Source organism: Rhizobium leguminosarum, from assembly GCF_002953715.1.
Lineage (GTDB): Bacteria > Pseudomonadota > Alphaproteobacteria > Rhizobiales > Rhizobiaceae > Rhizobium > Rhizobium leguminosarum_V.
On sequence record NZ_CP025012.1, the window covers coordinates 1,307,544 to 1,329,442 of the forward strand.

Genomic DNA, 21,899 nt, shown 5'->3' on the forward strand with positions numbered 1-21,899 from the left:
CGGCGGCAAGACCTCACGCCGCTCCCCTCACTCTTCGCTCACGCTTGTGGCGCACTTCCAGCGCCGCGCAGCCCCAGACCGTGCCAAGCAGCAGATAGACATGGCGCCAGTGGTCGATATCGATGACGTTGCCGATTGTCGCATGGCCGAGAACCGAGATCCAGGCGATCATCAGGAAGGGTTGCCACGGCCGGTCCAGTAGCAGGTTTCGGAAGCCGAGAGCGAGCGTCCAGAGAAGCATGCCGACATAGCTGACGAAGCCGAGCCAGCCATAGGTGGTCAGCGATTTCAGCCAGATATTGTGCTCGTCCTCGGGAAACATCGTGCCGAACACCAGCGGACCGATGCCGAAGGGGCGCTCCATCATCATGGTGAAGCCGATCCGGTGGCGCTCGAAGCGGCCGAGATGTTCGCCGTCATATTGCTGCACCAGCTGGGCGCGCGCCGAAAACAGTTCGGCGACCTTCGGGATCTGCAGTGCCACCAGCAGCGAGGCGACCAACATGATGATCGCCGCCAGCGACAGGACCAGGACTCGCAGGCGAAAGGCGCCGCTGCGCTCCTTCAGCAGCATGATGAAGATCAGCAGCGCCACGCCAAGCGCGAAGAGCCCCCAGGCGGCACGGGAGAAGGAGAGGAAGATGCCGAGCGCAAGCACGAGCAGGGCGGCGGCCTTCAGCGGCGATTTCTTCAGGTCGCCGGCCAGGATGCCGTGGATGAGGTAGAGCGATGGCGGCACCAGGAAGGGGCCGAAGACGTTGGGGTCCTGGAAGGCGCCCTTGGCGCGGTCGTAGAGCGTGAAGACTTCCGCGCCTGGAAAGGCGTGGAAATAGCCGAGTATGCCGAGCGCCGACGTCGCGACGGCGGCGAAGGTCCAGGCGTTGAAGATCAGCGGCAGCCGCTTGTGGCTGTCCTCGATGATCGCCGCGTAGAAGACCGCCGTCAGCGCCAGAAAGGTCGATACCGCGATATACATCGGTCCCGTCGCCAGGTCCTTCATCTGCGTCAGCGACAGCATGCCGCCGATATTGAAGGTAAGCAAAAGGGCGAGCAGCGGCGCCACGCCGCGCGAAATCCGGAGGCCCAGGATGAACCAGAGGCCGATCAGCCCCGCCATCCAGAGTTCATAGGGCGCCGGCTCGTCGATCACGAAACCGGAGAGGAACACACCGAAGGCGACGAATGCCGAGCCGATCAGGCGCAGCGTCATCCGCTGCGGTTGGGCGACACGGGGATATGTCGCCTCGATCGCGCTCAATAGGCGTTTTCCGTGTTGAGCAGCCGGATCGGCGTCAGGAACAGGATCTTGAGATCGAACCAGAGCGACCAGTTCTCGATATAAAAGAGGTCGTAGGCGGTGCGGAACTTGATCTTCTCGTCATTGTCCACTTCGCCGCGCCAGCCGTTGATCTGTGCCCATCCGGTGACGCCGGGCTTGACGCGGTGGCGGGCGAAATACCCCTCGACGACATCGCCGAAGGCGCGGTCGCGCGCCTGGGCGAGAACGGCATGCGGACGCGGGCCGACGAGCGAGAGATCGCCTTTCAGCACGTTGAAAAGCTGCGGTAGTTCATCGATCGAGGTCTTGCGGATGAAACGGCCGACGCGGGTGACGCGCGGATCGCCCTTGGTGACTGCGGCCTTGCCCGTGGGGTCGGCCATGTTGGTGTACATCGACCGAAACTTGTAGACGTTGATGATTTCGTTGTTGAAGCCGTGACGCTTCTGCATGAAGAAGACCGGGCCTTCCGACGTCGCCTTGATGGCGATCGCGGTCGCGACCATGATCGGCCAGAGCAGCGCAAGCGCGACGAGCGTGAAGAAGATGTCGAAGCCGCGCTTGGCGACGGAATCCCAGTCGCGGATCGGCTTCTTGAAAATGTCGAGCATCGGCACCGAGCCGACATGCGAATAGGCGCGCGGCCGGAAGCGCAGCCGGTTGGCATGCGCGGCAAGGCGGATATCGACCGGCAGAACCCAGAGCTTTTTCAAAAGGTCGTAGATACGGGCCTCGGCTGACAGCGGCAGGGCGATGATCAGCATGTCGATGCGCGTCAGCCGTACGAATTCGACGAGTTCGGCCACGGTGCCGAGTTTCGGATAACCGGCGACCATGATCGGCGAGCGCTTCTCGCCGCGGTCGTCGAAGATGCCGCAGATGCGGATGTCGTTGTCGTCCTGCTGTTCGAGGACGCGGATCAGGTCCTTGGCCGGCTCGCCGCCACCGACGATGACGGCGCGGCGTTCCATCAGGCCGTTGCGGGCCCAGTTGCGGATGCCATAGGCGACGAGGAAACGCTCGGCCGCAAGGAAGAGCGCGCCTGCGGCGAACCATGGAATATTGGCTTCAACCATCGCCCATGTGGTGCCGCGAATGAGCGTGAACAGCCCGACAGTCAGGAGAAGCGCGAATGTCCACGAGGCGACGATGCGCGGCATCAGCCGCAGCTTCGCCCGAAGCGCGGGAATGGTGTAGCTGTCGGCAAGCTGCAGGCTGATGACGGTCAAGGCCGAAGCGATCGCCGCCATGCCCGCCCGCACCGGCAGAGAATCGCTGCCGTCGCCGGGCCAGAAATAGTGGACGATCAGGGCGATCGCGAAGAGCGCCAGGAATTCCAGCAGCCGCAATTGCCCGATGATGATCGCAGGCGAATTGGTTCCGTCGCGGAACTGTTCGGCAATCTGCCGGGCATAGGGGTTGATTTCGGTCGGGTCGGAAGGCTTCTCCTGACCCGCGTCGCCGCGCGCCTCGATGTCGGAGACCTGCTTGCGCAGCGCTTCCACGTCGAATTGATCGCCTTTTTCCAGCTTGTTCATGGGGCCCAGCTTGTTCATGGGGCATTGTCGCTCGTTGTCACCAAGCGAAATACCAGAAAGCCCCTAAGAAATATTTACGAGGCAACGGGCATTGCTTGGCCGGCAGCCGGGTCGACGAGCTCATGGTACAGTTTCAGGACATCGCGAGCCATGACGGCGGAAGAAAACACCGCCTTCACCGCCTCGGGCTTCGGCATCGTCCTGGCGTGCCAGTCGGGCGTGCTCAGCGTTTCCGCCATGACGCGGGCGAGATCGTCGGAATTGCCGGGCTCCACCAGTGCCGCGCTGTCTGCGCCCAGCACCTCGGGAATGCCGCCGACACGGCTTGCGATAATCGTCTTGCCGGCGCCGAGCCCCTCGAGCACGATATAGGGCATGGCTTCGGCGCGCGAGGGAACGACGAGGTTTTGTGCCATGGAGAAGGCTTCGTGGACCCGCATAGCCGGCAGCATGCCAATGCGTTTGCCAAGGCCGCGTTCGACCATCATCTCGCGGTAGCGATCGCGGTCCGGCCCGTCGCCGATCATCAGCGCCGACAGTGGCCTGCCGAGCAGCCGTTCGGTCTTGGCGAAGGCATCGACAAACAGATCGGGACCCTTGAGGTCCCGCAGCATTCCCACATAGATGAAATGCACGGCATCCGAGCGGGTCGGGATCGGCTCGAAATCGCGCTCGCCGATGCCGTTGTAGATCAGTTTTGTCTTCGTCCGGGGTCGCCCGACCTTGCGTGCATAGGTGTCACGCTCGTATTCGCAGATGAAGACCAGCGCATCGGTGAAATATTCCTGCAAGCGCTCCATCCTGAGGACGAACTGTCCACTGAGCGAGGAGCGCGAATAATGCAGGCTTCCGCCATGCGCGGTATAGAGGCGGGCTACGCGATACTTGTTTACCCGCAACGCTGAGCCGGCAAGTCGCGCGAGCACGCCGCCCTTGGCGCCGTGTCCGTGCAGCACATCCGGCCGCAAACTTTTGATTTTCTTATATGTATCCCACATCGTCGCAATATCGGACGGGCTGATCGAGCGCCGGATCGGCACACGTGTCAGGCCGAGCGAGAGATAGGGACGGATATCGTCGAACAGGCTGTCCTCGTACTCGCCGCCGGTCGAGCTGTCGCAGAGGATGCCGATTTCATGGCCGGCCTTGCTGTGCTCCTCGACGAGATCGCGGACGTGGCGGAAAATTCCACCGACCGGCGACCTGAAGCAATGGAGGATGCGGAGCGGCTGCTGTTCTGCCATCGCTCAGAAAAGCCGTTCGCGAACGTAGATCGTGTCACCTGCGATGATCGGCCCTGATATATTGATGCGGCCGGTCAGCACCTGTCCGTTGATCTTGCGGGTGACATCGACCATGCGCTGGTTGGCGCGGCTGGTGAAGCCGCCCGCAACCGCGATGGCATTCTGCACTGTCATGCCGGGAACATAGGCATACTGGCCGGGCTGGCCGACTTCACCCATGATGAAGACCGAACGGTAGCGATCGACATCGATGGTGACGTCGGGATCGCGAAGATAGCCCTGCTGCAGTTTCTGGGCGATCTGCCCCGAGAGTTGCTGCAGGGTTCGGCCGCGGGCAGGGACCTGGCCGATGAGCGGGAAGGCGACATAGCCGGCCTGATCCACCGTATAGGTGTTGGTCAGGCTCTGCTGGTCGAAAACGGTGATGCGCAGTCGATCGCCGCTGTCCAGCGTATAGGGTTGGATGGTGGCCTCGTTGAAGGCCTTCGGCGCCGGCTTGTACGTCGTGCAGCCGCCCAGTGCTGCCGTCATGGCTGCAAGGCTCAGGGCCAAAAGGATCTTGGGCTGGACGACAGACATCCGCTTGTGCTCACAAAAATGAACTCGGTGCAGTCGTTATCGATCCGTTAGGGTTAATGCCCGGTAAAGGGCGCTTGCAATTTCCCGGTTTCCTTCATCGATCATCGCCCATTTCTTGGCAAGCTGGTCATTAACCGTTGAGTTACCATGGTCGTTTACGCTTAGGGCACCTTTGTTGTGGAGTAAGAGCATGTCCGGCGTAGCTCGTGATCAGGATGTGGACATCGACCTCGGCCAGTTGGTCCGTGCGGTCTGGGCGCGCCGTCTGCGGATTTTGACAATCACCCTCGTGGGGGCGGGCGTCGCCTTTGCCGGCGCCAAGATCATGTCGCCGCAATATCGCAGCGAAACACGCATCCTCATCGAACCCCGTGCGCCGGCCTTCGCCAGCACCCAGCAGGTCAACGACGCCAGCGCCGGTCCGCTGATGGATGAACTGAACATCGCCAGCCAGGTGCAGCTTCTGCAATCGGCCGATCTCCTCAAGAAGGTCATCAACGATCTGAAGCTTTATAACCTGCCGGAATTCGACGATGCCGCCAGCGGCTCGGCGATGAGCAGTATCCTGGTGAAGCTGCACCTGAAGAAGAACCCGCTGGAGAACCCGCCGGAAGAACGCGTCATCGACGCCTTCGTCGAACGCCTGCAGGTCTATCAGGTCCCGGGTTCACGCGTCATCGGCATCAGTTTCACCTCCAAGGACCCGAAGCTCGCCGCCGCCATTCCGAACGCCATGGCGAATGTCTACCTTTCGACCCAGAGCGGCGCCAAGCTCGATTCCAATTCCGAGGCGACCCGCTGGCTGGAGCCGGAGATCGAAGGTCTGCGCCGGAAGGTCAGTGAAGCGGAGAAGAAGGTCGCCGAATATCGCACGTCGCACGGGCTGTTGCAGACGAACGGCACGACCACTTTTCCGGCCCAGCAACTGAACGATATCTCCGCCGAGCTGACCCGCGTGCGGGGCGACAAGGCCAATGCGGAGGCGAGGGCGCAGGCGGTGCGAAACGCACTGTCTTCGGGCGAGGCCTTCGATACGCTGCCCGACATCATGTCCTCACAGGCGATCCAGCGGCTGAAGGGGACTGAATCCGGCTTGCAGTCGCAGATCTCGGATCTGCAGACCAGCCTTCTCAACAATCATCCGCGGCTGAAAAGCCTGCGCGCTCAGCTCTCCGATATCCGCACCCAGATCCGCCAGGAGACGCAGAAGATCCTGGCGAGCATCGAGAACGAGTCCAAGGTTGCGGATCTGAGGGCGAGCGAACTCGAGCGGCAGTCGCAAACGGTGCAGGCCACCAGCGCCCGCGCCGGTGAGGACGAGGTCGGTCTCAATGCGCTGGAGCGGGAGGCAAACGCCCAGCGCCAGCTGCTCGAAACCTATCTTGTGCGCTACCGCGAGGCCGCCTCCCGCGCCGACAGCAATTCGAGCCCTGCGGATGCCCGGATCGTTTCCAGGGCCGTTGAGCCGGTCGATCCCTATTTCCCGAAGGTGGTGCCGATCGTCGTCGTCGCGGCGGTCGCAACGCTGATCATGAGCGCTATCATCATCATGCTGACCGAACTCTTCAGTGGCCGGGCGCTCCGCCCGACCGATGCGACCCCGGAGGCAATCGAGGCAGAAGCGGTCGTCGAGGAGAAGCACGTGCCGCAGGCCGCGCCGATCGTCGCTGCCGCCAGAAAGCCCGTCCAGCCGAGCATGCTTACCGTTGTCGCGGACGAAGAGGATACGATCGAGGACGCGGAGGCTGCCGAGGAGGCGCTGGAGGACGAGAATGAATTCTCCGTCGCCTCAGTTGCTGACTATCTCACCGGTAGCCGCGCGCCGCTGGCAATCGCGATATCTCCGACTGGTGACAATGGCTCGGCGGCGACGGTTTCGCTGACCCGCATGCTCGCCGACGCCGGCCGCCGCGTCATCCTGATCGACATGACCGGTTCCGGCTACCCCACAGAACTGATGGCCGAGGACCAGGCTGCCCTCGGCGTCACCGATCTGCTTTGCGGTGAGGCCGCCTTCGGCGATACGATCCACGGCGACCGCTTTTCCGACGCCCATCTCATCCCTCAAGGCCAGAGCGACGTGCGCCGCGCCATGCGCGGTGTCGATCGGCTGTCGTTGCTGCTCGATGCGCTCGCCGCCGCCTACGACCTCGTGGTGGTCGAATGCGGTTCGGCCGATGTCGCCGGCGTCTCGCGGCTGACGCGCAGCCGGGACGTCGAGATCATCCTCTCGCTGCCTGAGGTCGAGGAGACCATCTTCGTTGCGCTGATGACGGAATTCCAGGCTGCAGGCTATGAGCGCGTCGTGCTGATGTCGGGCGGCGAAGGGGTCGAGCAGACACTCGGCCGGGCTGCTTGAACGGTTAGCCGATCCGTGCCCGGATGCCTTGGGCGAATTTATAGAGCTTCGGGCGCGCCTTGATATGCGCCTTGCCGCGGGTGACGATCCGGTGCGCGGCACCGGCGATCACACCGAACGGCGAAACCGGCAGCACCACGTCGTAATGTGCGGTCTCGACCGGCGCCCAGGAGCGCTTGTAGGTCTGGTCGCCGAGACCGAAATCGAACAGCGCGACACCCTTGCCATGCAATCCCGAAATGGTCTGCCAATAGAGGAATTCGCCGGGGCTCGTATCCGGCACGAGTTCTTCATCGATCGCGCCGAACTGGCAGATGATGTGGTCGCCCTTGCGCGAGATGCCTGATATCGCGGCGATCTTACCCTCATGCGCGCACTTGAGCCGGAGCACATGCATCTGCAGCCCGAAATACTGCTTGCTGTCATCCAGCTTGTCGAGCAGGCCGTGCAGGAAGGCCTGCGTTTCCCTATCGGCGAAGACGTCGGGCAGGCCGAGGCTGGCGAAGCGGGCGCTCTTCAGGCGGAAGAAGATATCGAGCAGGCGGTGCTGTTCTTCCGATGTCCCGGGAATGAGATATTCGAAGCCGCCGGCCGCCTCGAGACGTTTCGATTGAACACGGAATTTCTTGCGCCGGTTCTTGGCGTTGAGCTGCTTCAGCGTTTCCTCGAACTTGGGAAGGAACGGCAACTGGTAGGCATGATTCTGGTTCTGCACCATCGGCAGCCCCGTGAGCGGGGTCTGTCGTCCGCGCCATTCCAGCGGAATGTTCTGCAGCAGCAGCAGATCGGCCCGGCCCTTGAGTGCCTGCTGAAGCTGGCTGGCGAATTTGCCGGCGTCGATGGTTCCGCCGCTTTCTGCAAAACTCTCGGAGAACAGGCCGGTATTGATGTTGCTGTGATCGGCGGCGATGAATTTTGCCGTCGTGAGCCCGCGAGACTTGACGATCTCGACCGGCAGAATGAAGGCGGTCTGACCCGCATGAGTGCCCTTGAGGATAGCAAGCGGCCGCTGGAAAGCGTTCACCCAGGCGGCGCACCAGTCGTAGCTCTGATGGAGCGATTGAAGATTGTCGCGCTCCAGCGCCCGCCACTCATCCTCCAGCGGCTGCATCGTATCGAAGACTTCGATGTCGATTTCAGCCATGGCGAGTTTCATGCTCAGCTGGCGCAAGCGCGAAATGGCCGCTTCGGCCAGCGCCTTGTCGGACGGCTGTTCATGGACATCGAGCTTTTGCGTCTGCACGGTTTTCTCCGGTCAAGAATGCTGAACGGGAAGGTAGGTATGCCAGACGTATATTTGGTTTAACCGGACCCGATGGGCGAGGTTTTCCGCAGATCACGGTTATTCGGCCGTTAATGGCCCTAAAGCATGTCGCGCAAAAGTGTGCAGCGGTTTTGCGACAACGACATGCGTAAAAACAAAGACCTAAAGCGCGACAAGCGAATCTGAAAGGTCGCGACGCGCTTTAGCGCTGCGGGGGGCCGGCCATCCATTTGATGAGCACCATCGCCGGCAATACCCAAAGCAGGCCGGTGAGCAGGAAGTAAAGCAGATGTCCCCACCAGGGAGCGTTGCCGAGCGTTGCCACCGCGATCGTATTCGCTACCAGCGCATAGACGAGCACGAGCACGATGATCAGGATCGTGCCGATGAATTTGCGGAGGCGGACGGGCATCGGCTATCTCTTGCAATGGATGGGTCAACCGGCGCGACGGCATGCCGCAAAGGTTCGGGGCTTGTTTTGCATGAGCCCGTGGGGCAAATCAACTGCCGGATAGAAGGAGACATCATGGCCGTCGCAAACCCGACCACGGAACAGGCGATCCTGAGCGAAATGCGCAGGCAGAATCGTGACCGCCGCGCCTTGCGCCTCTGGCTCGGTTTCGTGCTTTTGGCGCTCTTCTGTCTCGTGCTCGTCGGCGGCGCCACGCGGCTGACCAATTCCGGCCTGTCGATCACCGAATGGAAGCCGATCCACGGCGTCATTCCGCCGCTGTCGGCTGCCGAATGGGAGGAGGAATTCCGCCTCTACCAGCGCATTCCCGAATTTCAGCAGCTGAACAACTCCATGACCGTCGATGAGTTCAAAGGCATCTTCTGGTGGGAATGGGCGCATCGGCTGATCGCCCGCGGCATCGGCGTGATCTTCGCGCTGCCGCTCATCTATTTCTGGCTGACCGGGCGGATCGAGAAGCGTCTGCGCTGGCCGCTCGTCGGCATCCTGGCGCTCGGCGGCCTGCAGGGTTTTATCGGCTGGTGGATGGTGTCGTCCGGCCTTTCCGTCCGCACCGACGTCAGCCAGTACCGGCTGGCGACGCATCTCGTCATGGCCTGCCTGATCTTTGCCGGCTGCATGTGGATCATGCGCGGTCTCTCCAGACATTCCGATGATCCGGCGCCGGCACGAACTTCGCGCGGTTTTGCCGCTGCGATCGCCATTTTCGCGCTGTTTCAGATCTATCTCGGCGCGCTGGTGGCGGGGCTCGACGCCGGTTTTTCCTACAATACCTGGCCGCTGATGGATGGCGCCGTCATCCCCTCCGATCTGCTGATCCAGCAGCCCTTCTGGATCAATGCCTTCGAGAACCCGAAGACGGTGCAGTTCATCCATCGCATCGGCGCCTATACGCTCTTCGCATTAACGCTGGTCAACATGGTGATCGCCCTTCGCGCAGCACCTTGGACCACCCATGCACGCCGCGCCGTCCTGCTCTTCGCGTTGGTGACGCTGCAGGCGGCGATCGGCATCGCCACGCTGCTGATGCAGGTTCCGCTTCACTGGGGCCTGCTGCATCAGGCCGGTGCGCTGGTGGTTTTCGGTTTCGCCGTCGCTAACTGGCGCGGCTTTTACGGCGAATATCCGCACGGGACGATGATCGCCGAACGCGATTGAAGCGAGCTGCCTTGACGAGGGCGGATCTACCGCAACACCCCATCGAGCAGCGGCATGCCGATAATCGCGGCGGCGGCTATCAGAACGTAGCAGGCAATGCGGAAGGTCCGCTCCTCGGCAAGCCCGAACAGTTTCGAGCCGCCGTAGAGCCCGACCGCATAACTCGGCAGTATCACGGCGGTCAGCGCGAAGACGGCAGGCACGAACAGTCCGCCGATATAATAGCTGATGGCGCTGAAAACGGACGAGATCGAGAAATAGAGAACGACATTCGCCCTGACGCGCGTGAAGTCGCTCTTGCCGCCAAGCCAGTAGGCGACGACCGGCGGTCCGCCGAGTTGCGCGGCGCCGCTAAAAAGCCCGGCGATCAGGCCGACGCCGCTGCTGAGCGGTGCAGAAGGCGCGCCATGGTAGCGCCATCCGGATGCGAGAAGCGCGAGCAGGGCGATGGCGATGATGGTGATGCTCCAGCGCAGCAACATCGGGTCGAGCAGCGCTAGCATCGCCGTGCCGGCCGGCACGCCGAGGGCGGCCCCCGTTGCCATGACGAAGACCTCGGGTCGATTGGCGCCGCGCCAGGCGGCAGGGATCATCCCAAGCGCCGCAATGCCATCGATGACGAGCAGGATCGGCGAGATCAGCTTCGGTCCGACGATCGCACCGCCGAGCGGAATGAAGATCAATGCGGCGCCGAAACCCGAAAAGCCGCGGGCGAGCCCGGCAATGAAGGCAAACGCCATGAGCGCATAGATGCCGTGGTCGGGCAGGGCGGCGGTAAACCATGCGTGCACGCCATCGACTAGCGCATCGAGCGTCATGACATCAGGCTCCGTGATTCGGGATCGACAGGCGAGGAAGGTCCGCTCTCATAGCCCAATCGCCACCGATGATCGAGCCGAAAGCGGTGTTGGGCGGCCGAGGCAAACGGCCGCGAAAAGACCATGATGAAGAGGTCACAAAGCTCGGGCGGCATGCACTTCGATGCCGCCGCTAGAGCCTTACGAGGCGAGCATCAGGTCCATATTCTGCACGGCAGCGCCCGATGCACCCTTGCCGAGATTGTCGAGCAGCGCCACGAGGTTCACCTGCGAAGCGCCCGACGTCCCGAAGACGAAGAGCTTCATCGTGTCCTTGCCTTCGAGCTCGACGGCGTTGACGCGGGGCAGGGCCTTGCTTTCGGCCAGCGGCACGACACTGACGATATCCTGGCCGGCATAATGGGCGACGAGTGCGGCATGAATGCTTTCCATCGTCGTGCCCTCGGCGAGATCGTCGAGATGCAGCGGCACCTGCACGATCATGCCCTGCGCGAACTTGCCGACCGACGGCGAGAAGATCGGCGCGCGGTCGAGCAGGCCGTGCACGGTCATCTCGGGCACGTGTTTGTGAGTGAGCGGCAGGCCGTAGAGGAAATGCGGCGCGGCGATCGCATCCGGGTGATCCGGGTTTTCCATCTGCGCGATCATCTGCTTGCCGCCGCCAGTGTAACCCGAGACCGCGTTGACCGTGACCGGATAGCCGTCCGGCAGGATGCCGGCGGCACGCAGTGGGCGGATGAGGCCGATCGCTCCGGTGGGATAGCAGCCGGGATTGGCGACGAAACGGGCGGCCTTGATCCTGTCGGCCTGCGCGCCGTCCATTTCGGCAAAGCCATAGGCCCAGCCAGGATTGACGCGGAAGGCGGTCGAGGTGTCGATGACGCGCACATTGTTGTTGGCCGAAACCATCTGCACCGCTTCCTTCGACGCATCGTCGGGCAGGCAGAGGATGGCAATATCGGCGCTGTTCAGCATGTCCTCGCGCATCGCGGCGTTGCGCCGCTCGGCTTCGGGTATGGACAGAAGCTCGACATCGCGGCGGCCGGCCATGCGCGTGCGGATCTGCAGACCCGTCGTGCCGTGTTCGCCGTCGATGAAGATTTTCGGTGCCATGTTAAACCTGCGCTTTCAATGGGTTCTGAAGGTTTCCGGATTCAGTTTGAGGATGATAGGTCAGCCTTGTGACACGGCGATGGCGCGTCGCTCGGCATGAAGACCCAGCATATACATCGCCACCGTTGCCCCCGCAATGGCGGTGATATCGGCATGATCGTAGGGCGGCGACACCTCGACGACATCGGCGCCGCGGATATCGAGCTGGTGCAGACGCTGCAGCACCGAGAGGATCTTGGCGCTCGACGGTCCGCCGGCAACCGGCGTGCCCGTGCCCGGCGCAAAGGCCGGATCGAGGCAATCGATATCGAAAGTGAGATAGGCCGGCGCCCCGCGCGTGTGGGAGATGATCGCCGAGGCGATATCGCTGGCGCTCATCTCCTCGACCTGATGACCGTAGAGAATGTTGACGCCGCAGTCCTCCGGCGCATGGGTGCGGATGCCGATCTGGATCGAGCGGTCAGGATCGATGATGCCCTCGCGAGCGGCCCGTGCCACGAACGAGCCATGGTCGATGCGGCGTTCCTCGTCGAACCAGGTGTCCTGGTGTGCGTCGAACTGCACGAGCGCCAGCGGTCCATGTTTTGCTACATGGGCTTTCAGCAGCGGCCAGGTGACGTAATGATCGCCGCCGAGCGTCAGCAGGAAGGCGCCGCTGTCGAGGATGACATTCGCCTGTCGTTCGATAGCGGCTGGGGTGTCCTGATGATTGCCATAGTCGAGCAGGCAATCGCCGTAGTCGATCACGGCCATTTCGGCGAAGAGATCACGGTTGAACGGATATTGCGCATCATTGTCGAAGATCGCCGAGGCGCGCCGGATCGCCTGCGGCCCGAAACGTGTGCCCGGCCTGTTCGATGTCGCAGCATCGAAGGGAATGCCCCAGACGGCGACGTCGACGCCGGCGAGCTCCTTGGTGAAGCGGCGGCGCATGAAAGACAGTGCGCCGGCGAAGGTCGGATCGCTGGCGGCGGAGGTGAGGCTGGTCGCTGTGAAGGCGTGGTCAATCGATCTGTTCGCCAAGTCAGGCTCCTTTTTTCGGTCGCAAACCATAGTCGCGTTCGATGCGGACGCTGCATTGCATGATCGCCGTTGACGTGAGGTGTCGGGCGCGGTTCTCTCGCGAAGGAATTGGCCGATCCCCTGCGCGCAGAAAGGCGTAGGCGAGGTGCAGACAGATTTCAAGCAATCGTTCGGACGACGGCCGCTCCTTATCGTCGAGCGACCGTCATTTGCCCGCTGCTTATCGGGCCGGCTCCCGCAGGCACCACAATCCAGCCAGCGTCGTCAGCGCGGTCGCTGAGACATAGCCCACAAGCGGCCAGGCGCTGTCGCCGCCGAGCAGAATCACGAAGACGGTTCCGGCAAAGCCGACGATGATGCTCGCGACGCAGGAATAGAGCGCGACCGCTGTCCCGGCCATGTCGCCAAAGGCGTCGAGCGCGCCGTTGGCGGTGACCGCTGTCGCCAGGACGATGCCGATCGCGATGATCCACATCGGCACGACGAAGCTGACGAGGGAAGGCTGCAGAAACAACTTTCCGAATGCAAGCAGCACGGCGCCGAAAAGCAGCACTGCCATGCCTCTGGCAAGGCTGCCCGCAATGCCCCAGCGCATGACGAAGTGTTTGGCAAAACGCGCCGTCACGATCATCACCAGCGCCACCGTGGCAAAGACGAAGCTGAAGGCGATGCCGGAGAAGCCGGCTTTATCGATCAAGATGCGGGGTGCTGTGGAGAAGAAGACAAAGAAGGCACCCATCGCCGCGCTGAAGCCTGCTGTATAAACCCAGAAGGCAAAGCTTGTAAGGATCGGGCGGAGAGCGACCTTCGCGGTGGCGGCGGGGCGGGTTTCATGCCACCGCATGCCGGCGTTGAAAAGGGCGGCAACCGAAAGGAGGCCGATGACCAGGAAGATGGCGCGCCAACCGAAGCGATCAGCGATCAAGGCTCCGGCGATCGGACCTAATGCAGGCACGAAGGAGAGGATGGAGCCGAGAAGGCCATAAATCGTGCTGCTTTCGGGACGCCCGGCGTAGACGTCACGCACTGTTGCGAAAGTTGCAACCAGCGTCGCCGACGCACCGATGGCCTGCACCAATCTCAGCACCATGAAGATCGGTGCAGACGAGGAGACGGCAAGCAGGAAGGATGACACGGCAAAGAGTGCCGCGCCTCCGAGTAGGACAGGCCGTCGTCCGATGATATCGGAAATTGGGCCGAAGACGATCTGCCCGGCGCCAAGCACGAGCATGTAGAGGCTAAGGGTCAGTTGGATGACGGCCGGCGAGGTACCGAGCGCCTCCGGCATGACCGGCACGATCGGCAGATAGATATCCATGGCAAGCGAAGCCAGGATGTCGAACGGTGCCATCAGCAGCAAGGCCGCCGGCAGGGAATAGGTCCAGGGCTGGATTTTGGAATAGAACATGGGAAAGAACCCGCTCAAATGATTTCATTCGGCGGCGATCTGTCTCTTCATCAGTATCGGGATTGGCCGGACAGACGCCGCAACAACAGGGCAGAGTTGTTGCGGCCTATTTGTCTGCGGACTTGGTTGTTCCCATGATTCGACCCGTGAGTGCGGCTTCGCTCATTCCCGAAGCGCTTTGCCAAGTTTCTACCAGCAGAACCGGAATGCGACAATGGCATGCCGGCACGCTTCCGATTGGTTTAAACAGAGCAAAACAAAAAGGCCGGGTTGCCCCGGCCTTCGTAAATTCCGTCTGTCCGAAGCGATTAACGCTTGGAGAACTGGAACGAGCGGCGGGCCTTTGCCTTGCCGTACTTCTTGCGTTCGACGACGCGGCTGTCGCGGGTCAGGAAGCCGCCCTTCTTCAGCACCGCGCGCAGGCCCGGTTCGAAGTAGGTGAGCGCCTTGGACACGCCATGGCGAACGGCACCGGCCTGGCCGGAGAGGCCGCCGCCGGCAACGGTTGCGACGATGTCGAACTGGCCGTCACGGGCAGCCGCGACGATCGGCTGGCGCAGGATCATCTGCAGCACCGGACGTGCGAAATATTCCGCGAATTCCTTGCCGTTGACGATGATCTTGCCGGAGCCCGGCTTGACCCAGACGCGGGCGACGGCGTTCTTACGCTTGCCGGTCGCGTAGGAGCGGCCGAGCGAATCGACCTTGCGGACGTGGGCCGGAGCAGCAGCTTCAGCCGTGCCGAGATCCTTCAGGGAGGAGAGGTCAGCCATATCAGGCGCTCCTTACGTTCTTTTTGTTGAGCGCGGCAACGTCGAGGGCGACCGGCTGCTGGGCTTCATGGGGATGGTTGGAGCCGGCGTAAACGCGCAGGTTCTTCATCTGGCGACGGCCGAGCGGGCCACGCGGAACCATGCGTTCGACGGCCTTTTCGAGGACGCGCTCCGGGAAGCGGCCTTCGATGATCTGGCGTGCGCTGCGTTCCTTGATGCCGCCGGCATAACCGGTGTGCCAGTAGTAGACCTTGTCGGAATACTTCTTGCCGGTGAAAACGACCTTTTCGGCATTGATGACGATGACGTTGTCGCCGTCGTCAACGTGAGGCGTGAAGGTTGCCTTGTGCTTGCCGCGCAGGCGCATAGCGATGATGGAAGCGAGACGGCCAACGACCAGCCCTTCGGCGTCGATGATCACCCACTTCTTCTCCACCTCTGCAGGCTTCTGGGAGAAGGTAGCCATAGTGAATACTTTCTTTTTGGGACCCTTGGCCCGAAGGCTTGAAGGGCGTTTCTTGTTGCTTGGATTGGCAGGCTCGAGGCATGCCAAAAAGAAAGCAGCCCGGATAGGCTGCGTTCTGGCGCGGTGTATAAAGGGAATACGACATGGGGTCAATATCGACTTTCCCGAGGTTTTGAAAAAAGTTCAAGCAAAAACAAATAGTTAGATATACGGTATTGTAATACCTCATATTTATTGGCTCCCAGGCTGCTGCCCCTGACGTTTTTCACGTCGCCTCTACCTGTTTGAAATTGCGTCCGACGGTCGAAAGCAGCTCTCAACCTTTGAACGCGCGCAGACATTTCATCATTTCGCGAAGGCCGCGTGTCAGATGTTTGTCCCGGCGTAGAACCATGCCGAGGCGGCGCGTCAGCCGCGGGTTCAGCGATGATGTCGTTACGAGGCCGGCGCGGTCGCGCTTCAGCGCCAGCCCCGGCAGGATCGACCAGCCAAGTCCCACAGCCACCAGCTCCTTGATCGCCTCGATACTGCCAAACTCCATCGCAGGTCGGATCCTGGTATCCGGGGCGGCCAACCACGCGTCGATTGCGCGCCGGGTATTGCCGCCCTCATAGAGCAGCAGCGTCCTGTCGCGCATGAATGCGGCGTCCGGCCCGTCTTCGGGCATCAAGCTGCCCGCGGGGGCGACGGCCAGCAATTCCTCTTCGTAGAACGGTTCGATCTCGAAGTTCCGTCCCGATGCCGGCAGGGCAACGACGGCGATGTCGAGGCTGTTGGCTTCCAGTTCGTGCAGAATGTCGTCGGCATCGCCGATGCGTACGGTGATTTCGAGCCCGGGCATGCGTTTTCTGGCGGCAGCAATGGCACGAGGAAGCAGATGGATCGACGCCGTGCCGCCGCTGCCGATACGCACGCGACCGCTTGCACCGTCTCTGTACGGCACCATCGCTTCTTCCGCAGCGGCCGATGCCTGAAGCAGCCGCCTTGCATGCACGAGCAGGTCGAGGCCTGCAGCGGTCGGCTGCGCTCGCCGTCCGACGCGCTCGATCAGTCGGACGCCGAGGCGCTGTTCGAGCCCCTTGACCTGCAGGCTGACCGCCGGTTGCGTCAGGCCTTCCTTGTCGGCAGCGGCCGTAAAGCTTCCGAGATCGGCGACATTGACGAAGGTGGCAAGCTGATCAAGGTTGAGAGGCATACCAAAGAAATCCTTATGCATATCATAATATCCATAAGCTTCTTTTGCGGCATCTTCCAGCGCATCCTTCACCCGTTCAAGAAAGGAAGAAGCGATGGCTCTGGAATTAAGCGAGATCTTCGAAACACCTCGCGATATCGTTCGGTCGAGACTTCGCCGGATGGCGCGATGGAGCCGGCGGCTGCTGATGACGGTCGAACATCACCTCGAAAAGCGCCGCAGCCGTCGCACGCTTTCGGAACTCACCGACGACGAGCTTTGCGATGTCGGTCTGACCCGTGCGCAGGCAAGCGCCGAGACGTCGAAGTCGTGGTTCTGGTCCTGATAGCAGCAGCCTCTGTGGGGAGTGCGGATCGTGCTCGAAATTGCCGGCGCCTTGTGGCAAAACGTCTGCCTGGAATCGAGCGCAGGGAGCAGCATCATGGCCGAAATCGTATCCTTCCCGGACGCCGCCAGAGCGGAGGAGGGCGGATTGCTGACCCGCTCGTTGCGCGACGGCGTGCTCCGGCTCGTGCTCGACAATCCACCGGCCAATGTGCTGTCGATCGCGCTTCTCGAAGCGCTGATGGAAGAGCTGGAAATGGCCGGGGCGGAACCAGATGTGCGCGTCGTCGTCATCGCCTCGAGCGGCAACGTCTTTTCCGCGGGACATGATCTCAAGGAACTCACGGCCCATCGCGCCGATGAAGATCAGGGTGCCGGTTTCTTCGAAAAGACCTTTCGGCTCGCTGCCGATCTGATGCTGAAGATCACGCATCTGCCGAAGCCTGTCATCGCCGAGATCGACGGGCTTGCAACGGCTGCGGGCTGCCAGCTCGTTGCCTCCTGCGATCTGGCGATCTGCACGGATAGTTCGACATTCTGCACGCCGGGCGTCAACATCGGCCTGTTCTGTTCGACGCCGATGGTGGCCGTTTCCCGTGCCGCGCACCGCAAGCAGGCGATGGAGATGCTGCTGACCGGCGAGACGATCGACGCCTCGACTGCCAAGGATTTCGGCCTCGTCAACCGTATCGTGCCCAAGCAGTATCTGGCGCAGGTGGTTTCCAAATATGCGGCTGTGATTGCCAGCAAGTCACCGCTGACGCTGAAGATTGGCAAGGAAGCCTTCAACCGCCAGCTCGAACTGCCGGTGGAGGCTGCATATGACTATACCGCCAGGGTGATGGTCGAGAACATGCTGACGCAGGATGCGCAGGAGGGGATCGGCGCCTTCCTCGGCAAGCGCAAGCCGGACTGGAAGGGCGAGTAATCACGCAAGTTTCAGAACCAGCCCGCCGATCGCGATGATGACACCGGCGACGTAGCGCCAGATGCTGGCTTTTTCCTTGAAGACGGTGATCGAGATCACCAGCGCAAACAGGATCGCGGTTTCGCGCAGGGCTGCGACGGTCGCGACTGGGGCTTTCGTCATCGCCCAGAGTGCGAACCCGTAGGAGGCGATCGAGCCGGCGCCGCCGATGAGGCCGCGCCACCAGTTGCGACGGACGTGACGCGCGACGGCGACAGCGCCGCGCTGGGACGCTGCCCAGGAAAATAGCAGCACCGGCGGCAGCAGCGACATCCACAAAGTGTAGGAGACCGCATTGCCGGAGATACGCGCACCGATGCCGTCGACATAAGTGTAGCTGGCGATGACGCAGGCATTGGCAAGCGATAACATGACGGCACGGCTGCTGCCGCGCCGGGCCTCCAAAGCGAGTGTCAGCACGCCGGCTGAGATCGTCATCGTGCCGGCAAGGGCGCCGCCGGAAAGACTTTCCTTCAGGATGAAACCGCTTGTCGCGGCGATCAGGAGCGGCGCGCAGCCACGCATCAGTGGATAGACGAGGCCGATATCGCCGGCCCGGTAGGCGGCGGCGACCAGCTGAAAATAGGCAAACTGCAGGATAGCCGAGGCGCCGATGAACGGCCAGGCCGAGGCTTGCGGCAGCGGTAGGAATGGCAGGAACGGCAGTGCCGAAACAGCGCCGCCAGCAGAGATCAGCGCCGCATCCAGGGATTTATCGCTCCCCGCCTTGACGATGGCGTTCCATGTCGCGTGCAGCAGTGCGCCGAAGAGAACGAGCAGGATGACGTCGAGAGGCAAGGGAGTAAATCCGGAGGATGAGAGGAAGCGGAATACGCCTCGCCTTCGGCGTTTCAAATTCCTGAAAAGACAACTGGGATTTGCACGAAAATGTACGGCTGCGGTCGCTTATGCGTTCACATGTCGAATAGCATCCTTTCTGTATGTGAACAATGGCGATCCATTGGAGCAATTTTTACGTGCGCGCGACATGCGTTCAATCCAGGCGATGCTTTCAACTATGAGATGTTTCTAATGGATGTAAGAACAAATAGTGAATATATCACGAACAAAAAAAGAAAATATCTGCAGGAATGACGGAGCTGATTATTCTATGCTGCTGAAATATAGATATTATTCTATAGCTTTGACATAGGGGAAAATTAAAGCTTCTGATTGTGCATTATTCAGGAAATCGCAGCGCACAATTGAGCCGGAACCTTTCGCAAACGCGAAAGACGTACAGTTTCGGCGGCGGTCACGACGGTGAAAACATCAAAGCTGATGATGCGGAACGAAGAGCATCCCGTCAAGGTTGTCGATGCTCTGGCAGTTCAGCACCTGGCAGCGCGGATTGTCCTTTGAGGGGATATGCGTCCATTCCGCATAATCGGTCGCGTCGCAATAATTGCTGTTGCGGACATAGCGATCGTAGAGCGGCAAGCCACGGGGAGATTGGTAGCGGAAGATGACGGCGCCCTGATTGTGGATGGCGGCGCGCACGCTGGCACAGCTCATGGTGAGCGGATTGTAGCGCGAGATCGCCAGCGCCGGCGATGCCGCGAGCACGAGCATGAGGGCAAGAGCGATTTTTTTCATCGAATCATCCTCAGGGAGTATCCAATTCATATATACGGAAAAGATGCCTAGCCGGTTTCACGGAAACGCAAAAAAACTGCGCGCCGTGGCGAAGGGCTTTTGGGAGTGGAGAAGCGGATATGGATCACGACGCCTACACGGATGATTACCTCGCCGGAATTCTGCATTCGGTAAAGACCATCGCGTTGACCGGCGCTTCGCCTAATCCGGCCCGACCGAGCAACGGCGTCATGGGCTATCTGCTGTCGCGCGGCTACGAGGTCATTCCTGTCAACCCGGGGCAGGCGGGCAATCAGATCCAGGGCCGTACCGTCTATGCCCGGCTCGCCGACATTCCCGTGCCGATCGACATGGTCGACGTATTTCGCGCTTCCGAATATCTGGACGGGGTCGTCGAGGAGGCGCTGGCGCTGAGGCCGCTGCCGAAGATCATCTGGTCTCAACTTGGTGTCCGCGACGATGCGGCTGCGGCAAAGGCGGAGGCCGCCGGCATCCAGATGGTGATGAACCGCTGCCCGGCGATCGAATATCCTCGTCTCATTGCCTGAGTTGCGGTCCGCGGAGACGGATTTTCCACGGAACGCCCATGGGTTGAAACGGATCGCGATTAACTTTCGTTCGCGAGAGGCTATGATCCCTCCCGTCAGCAATAACGGGAGGACGACATGGCCAAGAATGATCCGGGATTCAACACGTTGGCGATTCACGCCGGCGCGCAGCCCGACCCGGCGACCGGCGCGCGGGTAACGCCGATCTACCAGACGACCGCTTTCGTCTTCAATGATTCCGATCATGCCGCCGCCCTCTTCGGTCTGCAGGCCTTCGGCAACATCTACACCCGCATCATGAACCCGACGCAGGCCGTGCTCGAGGAGCGCGTCGCAGCGCTTGAGGGCGGCACGGCCGCCCTTGCCGTCGCCTCCGGCCATGCGGCGCAGGTGATCGTCTTCCACAATATCATGCGTCCTGGCGAGAATTTCATCGCTGCCCGCCAGCTCTACGGCGGCTCGATCAACCAATTCGGCCATGCCTTCGAGAATTTCGGCTGGCAGGTGCGCTGGGCCGATGCCGCCGATCCGGCAAGCTTCGAAAGCCAGATCGACGACAAGACGCGCGGCATCTTCATCGAAAGCCTGGCCAATCCCGGCGGCACTTTCGTCGATATCGCCGCCATCGCCGACGTCGCGCATCGTCACGGCCTGCCGCTGATTGTCGACAATACGATGGCAACACCCTATTTCATCCGTCCGATCGAGCACGGCGCCGACATCGTCGTGCATTCACTGACGAAGTTTCTCGGCGGCCACGGGAACTCGATGGGCGGCCTCATCGTCGACGGCGGCACCTTCGACTGGTCGAAATCCGGCAATTACCCGATGCTGTCGAGCCCGCGGCCGGAATACAACGGCATGGTCCTGCATGCGACCTTCGGCAATTTCGCCTTTGCGATCGCTGCCCGCGTGCTCGGCCTGCGCGACCTCGGGCCGGCGATCTCGCCCTTCAACGCTTTCCTGATCCTGACCGGCATCGAGACGCTGCCGCTTCGGATGCAACGGCACAGCGACAATGCGATCGCCGTCGCGAAGTGGCTGAAGGCGCACAGCAAGATCGCCTGGGTGAATTATGCCGGCCTCGACGACCACTCGAACCACGCCCTGCAGCAGCGCTACTCACCGAAGGGCGCCGGCTCCGTCTTCACCTTCGGCGTCAAGGGCGGCTATGAGGCGGGCAAGACACTGGTCGAGGGGCTGGAGCTCTTCTCCCATCTTGCGAATATCGGCGACACCCGTTCGCTCGTCATCCACCCGGCCTCGACGACACACCGGCAGTTGACCGACGAGCAGCGGATCGCCGCCGGCGCCGGCCCCGACGTGGTGCGCCTTTCCGTCGGTATCGAGGACGTCAAGGACATCATCGCCGATCTCGAACAGGCGCTCTCGAAGATCTGAGATCAGAGGGATCCATGATGGCCACGGCAAATTTCATCACCTTCAGCATCGACGGCGTCGAACCCGAGTTCGGCGCCCCGGAGCCCGGCCGGATCATCTCCGGCGATCCGCATTTCCGCACCTGGAATCTGGAGGAGGCCGAAGGCGGCCTCTATTCCGGCATCTGGGAGGCGACACCGGGCAAGTGGCGGATCGTCTACGAGGAGTGGGAATATTTCAGCCTGCTGTCCGGCCATTCGATCGTGACGGAGGAGGGCGGTGAGCCGGTTCATCTGAAGGCGGGCGACCGGATGATCCTCAGACCCGGCTTCAAGGGAACGTGGGAAGTCGTTGAAACGACTCGCAAGGATTATGTGATCAAGGTTTGAGCGGGC

22 protein-coding genes are annotated in these 21,899 nt (G+C 61.7%); 7 read left to right on the plus strand and 15 right to left on the minus strand.

What is annotated here, in order from left to right; all coding sequences use genetic code 11:
* Positions 1-13 precede the first annotated feature (13 nt).
* From CUJ84_RS06680 to CUJ84_RS06695, 4 genes are all read right to left on the minus strand, one after another.
* Complete coding sequence (locus CUJ84_RS06680; protein ID WP_105005650.1) at positions 14-1,258, minus strand: O-antigen ligase family protein; 1,245 nt, start codon at positions 1,256-1,258, stop codon at positions 14-16.
* Positions 1,255-2,817: an undecaprenyl-phosphate glucose phosphotransferase gene (locus CUJ84_RS06685; protein WP_105008109.1), complete on the minus strand. Its 1,563-nt coding sequence runs from the start codon at positions 2,815-2,817 to the stop codon at positions 1,255-1,257. Before CUJ84_RS06685 ends, CUJ84_RS06680 begins: the two co-directional genes overlap by 4 nt.
* Before the next feature lie 74 nt (positions 2,818-2,891).
* Positions 2,892-4,061 (minus strand): glycosyltransferase, encoded by a 1,170-nt coding sequence (locus tag CUJ84_RS06690; protein WP_105005651.1) that lies wholly within the window; start codon positions 4,059-4,061, stop codon positions 2,892-2,894.
* A gap of 3 nt (positions 4,062-4,064) precedes the next feature.
* A complete protein-coding gene (locus tag CUJ84_RS06695; protein ID WP_003558401.1) occupies positions 4,065-4,640 on the minus strand; it encodes a polysaccharide biosynthesis/export family protein in 576 nt (191 codons plus the stop codon).
* A gap of 190 nt (positions 4,641-4,830) precedes the next feature.
* Here CUJ84_RS06695 and CUJ84_RS06700 point away from each other — a divergent pair, with 190 nt between their 5' ends.
* Positions 4,831-6,999: a GumC family protein gene (locus CUJ84_RS06700; RefSeq protein ID WP_105005652.1), complete on the plus strand. Its 2,169-nt coding sequence runs from the start codon at positions 4,831-4,833 to the stop codon at positions 6,997-6,999.
* A 4-nt stretch (positions 7,000-7,003) separates the two neighbouring features.
* Here the strand turns inward: CUJ84_RS06700 and CUJ84_RS06705 are convergent, their stop codons facing one another.
* Both CUJ84_RS06705 and CUJ84_RS06710 read right to left on the minus strand, forming a co-directional pair.
* On the minus strand, positions 7,004-8,242 hold the full coding sequence (locus tag CUJ84_RS06705) for a GNAT family N-acetyltransferase (RefSeq protein ID WP_105005653.1): 1,239 nt from the start codon (positions 8,240-8,242) through the stop codon (positions 7,004-7,006).
* Positions 8,243-8,465: 223 nt separating this feature from the next.
* Positions 8,466-8,675: a DUF2842 domain-containing protein gene (locus tag CUJ84_RS06710; RefSeq protein ID WP_105005654.1), complete on the minus strand. Its 210-nt coding sequence runs from the start codon at positions 8,673-8,675 to the stop codon at positions 8,466-8,468.
* Between the two features lie 114 nt (positions 8,676-8,789).
* Between CUJ84_RS06710 and CUJ84_RS06715 the strand changes: the two genes are divergently transcribed.
* The gene (locus tag CUJ84_RS06715) at positions 8,790-9,893 is read left to right on the plus strand and encodes a COX15/CtaA family protein (protein ID WP_105005655.1); all 1,104 of its coding nucleotides are present in this window, start codon (positions 8,790-8,792) and stop codon (positions 9,891-9,893) included.
* 26 nt (positions 9,894-9,919) lie between these two features.
* Here CUJ84_RS06715 and CUJ84_RS06720 read toward each other — a convergent pair whose 3' ends face one another.
* From CUJ84_RS06720 to CUJ84_RS06750, 7 genes are all read right to left on the minus strand, one after another.
* Positions 9,920-10,711 carry a sulfite exporter TauE/SafE family protein gene (locus CUJ84_RS06720; RefSeq protein ID WP_105008110.1) on the minus strand — a complete coding sequence of 264 codons (792 nt, stop codon included), beginning with the start codon at positions 10,709-10,711 and terminating at the stop codon, positions 9,920-9,922.
* Positions 10,712-10,891: 180 nt separating this feature from the next.
* Positions 10,892-11,824, minus strand: coding sequence for an N-acetyl-gamma-glutamyl-phosphate reductase (gene argC, locus CUJ84_RS06725; protein ID WP_105005656.1), 933 nt, complete (start codon positions 11,822-11,824; stop codon positions 10,892-10,894).
* Positions 11,825-11,884: 60 nt separating this feature from the next.
* On the minus strand, positions 11,885-12,847 hold the full coding sequence (gene speB / locus CUJ84_RS06730) for an agmatinase (protein ID WP_064649130.1): 963 nt from the start codon (positions 12,845-12,847) through the stop codon (positions 11,885-11,887).
* A 220-nt stretch (positions 12,848-13,067) separates the two neighbouring features.
* Complete coding sequence (gene cml, locus CUJ84_RS06735; RefSeq protein ID WP_105005657.1) at positions 13,068-14,255, minus strand: CmlA/FloR family chloramphenicol efflux MFS transporter; 1,188 nt, start codon at positions 14,253-14,255, stop codon at positions 13,068-13,070.
* A gap of 308 nt (positions 14,256-14,563) precedes the next feature.
* On the minus strand, positions 14,564-15,028 hold the full coding sequence (gene rpsI / locus CUJ84_RS06740; RefSeq protein WP_027685171.1) for a 30S ribosomal protein S9: 465 nt from the start codon (positions 15,026-15,028) through the stop codon (positions 14,564-14,566).
* A gap of 1 nt (position 15,029) precedes the next feature.
* A complete protein-coding gene (rplM, locus tag CUJ84_RS06745; RefSeq protein ID WP_003558420.1) occupies positions 15,030-15,494 on the minus strand; it encodes a 50S ribosomal protein L13 in 465 nt (154 codons plus the stop codon).
* Between the two features lie 316 nt (positions 15,495-15,810).
* Positions 15,811-16,710, minus strand: coding sequence for a LysR family transcriptional regulator (locus CUJ84_RS06750; protein WP_027685170.1), 900 nt, complete (start codon positions 16,708-16,710; stop codon positions 15,811-15,813).
* A 73-nt stretch (positions 16,711-16,783) separates the two neighbouring features.
* Here CUJ84_RS06750 and CUJ84_RS06755 point away from each other — a divergent pair, with 73 nt between their 5' ends.
* Together CUJ84_RS06755 and CUJ84_RS06760 are read left to right on the plus strand one after the other, a co-directional pair.
* Positions 16,784-17,014, plus strand: coding sequence for a DUF1127 domain-containing protein (locus tag CUJ84_RS06755; protein ID WP_105005658.1), 231 nt, complete (start codon positions 16,784-16,786; stop codon positions 17,012-17,014).
* 96 nt (positions 17,015-17,110) lie between these two features.
* Positions 17,111-17,941, plus strand: a complete 831-nt coding sequence (locus CUJ84_RS06760) for an enoyl-CoA hydratase (protein WP_105008111.1) — start codon at positions 17,111-17,113, stop codon at positions 17,939-17,941.
* Here the strand turns inward: CUJ84_RS06760 and CUJ84_RS06765 are convergent, their stop codons facing one another.
* Both CUJ84_RS06765 and CUJ84_RS06770 read right to left on the minus strand, forming a co-directional pair.
* Positions 17,942-18,778: an EamA family transporter gene (locus CUJ84_RS06765; protein ID WP_105005659.1), complete on the minus strand. Its 837-nt coding sequence runs from the start codon at positions 18,776-18,778 to the stop codon at positions 17,942-17,944. It abuts the gene before it with no gap.
* Between the two features lie 474 nt (positions 18,779-19,252).
* Entirely contained in the window at positions 19,253-19,576 is a 324-nt protein-coding gene (locus tag CUJ84_RS06770; protein WP_024321130.1) for a hypothetical protein, read from the minus strand.
* Between the two features lie 119 nt (positions 19,577-19,695).
* On the opposite strand from CUJ84_RS06770, the gene CUJ84_RS06775 reads away from it, so the two are divergent.
* The 3 genes from CUJ84_RS06775 to CUJ84_RS06785 all read left to right on the plus strand — a co-directional run bounded on the left by CUJ84_RS06775 (position 19,696) and on the right by CUJ84_RS06785 (position 21,893).
* Positions 19,696-20,124, plus strand: a complete 429-nt coding sequence (locus CUJ84_RS06775) for a CoA-binding protein (RefSeq protein WP_105005660.1) — start codon at positions 19,696-19,698, stop codon at positions 20,122-20,124.
* A 117-nt stretch (positions 20,125-20,241) separates the two neighbouring features.
* A complete protein-coding gene (locus CUJ84_RS06780) occupies positions 20,242-21,525 on the plus strand; it encodes an O-acetylhomoserine aminocarboxypropyltransferase (RefSeq protein ID WP_105005661.1) in 1,284 nt (427 codons plus the stop codon).
* 14 nt (positions 21,526-21,539) lie between these two features.
* Positions 21,540-21,893 carry a cupin domain-containing protein gene (locus tag CUJ84_RS06785; RefSeq protein WP_105005662.1) on the plus strand — a complete coding sequence of 118 codons (354 nt, stop codon included), beginning with the start codon at positions 21,540-21,542 and terminating at the stop codon, positions 21,891-21,893.
* Positions 21,894-21,899: the final 6 nt, after the last annotated feature.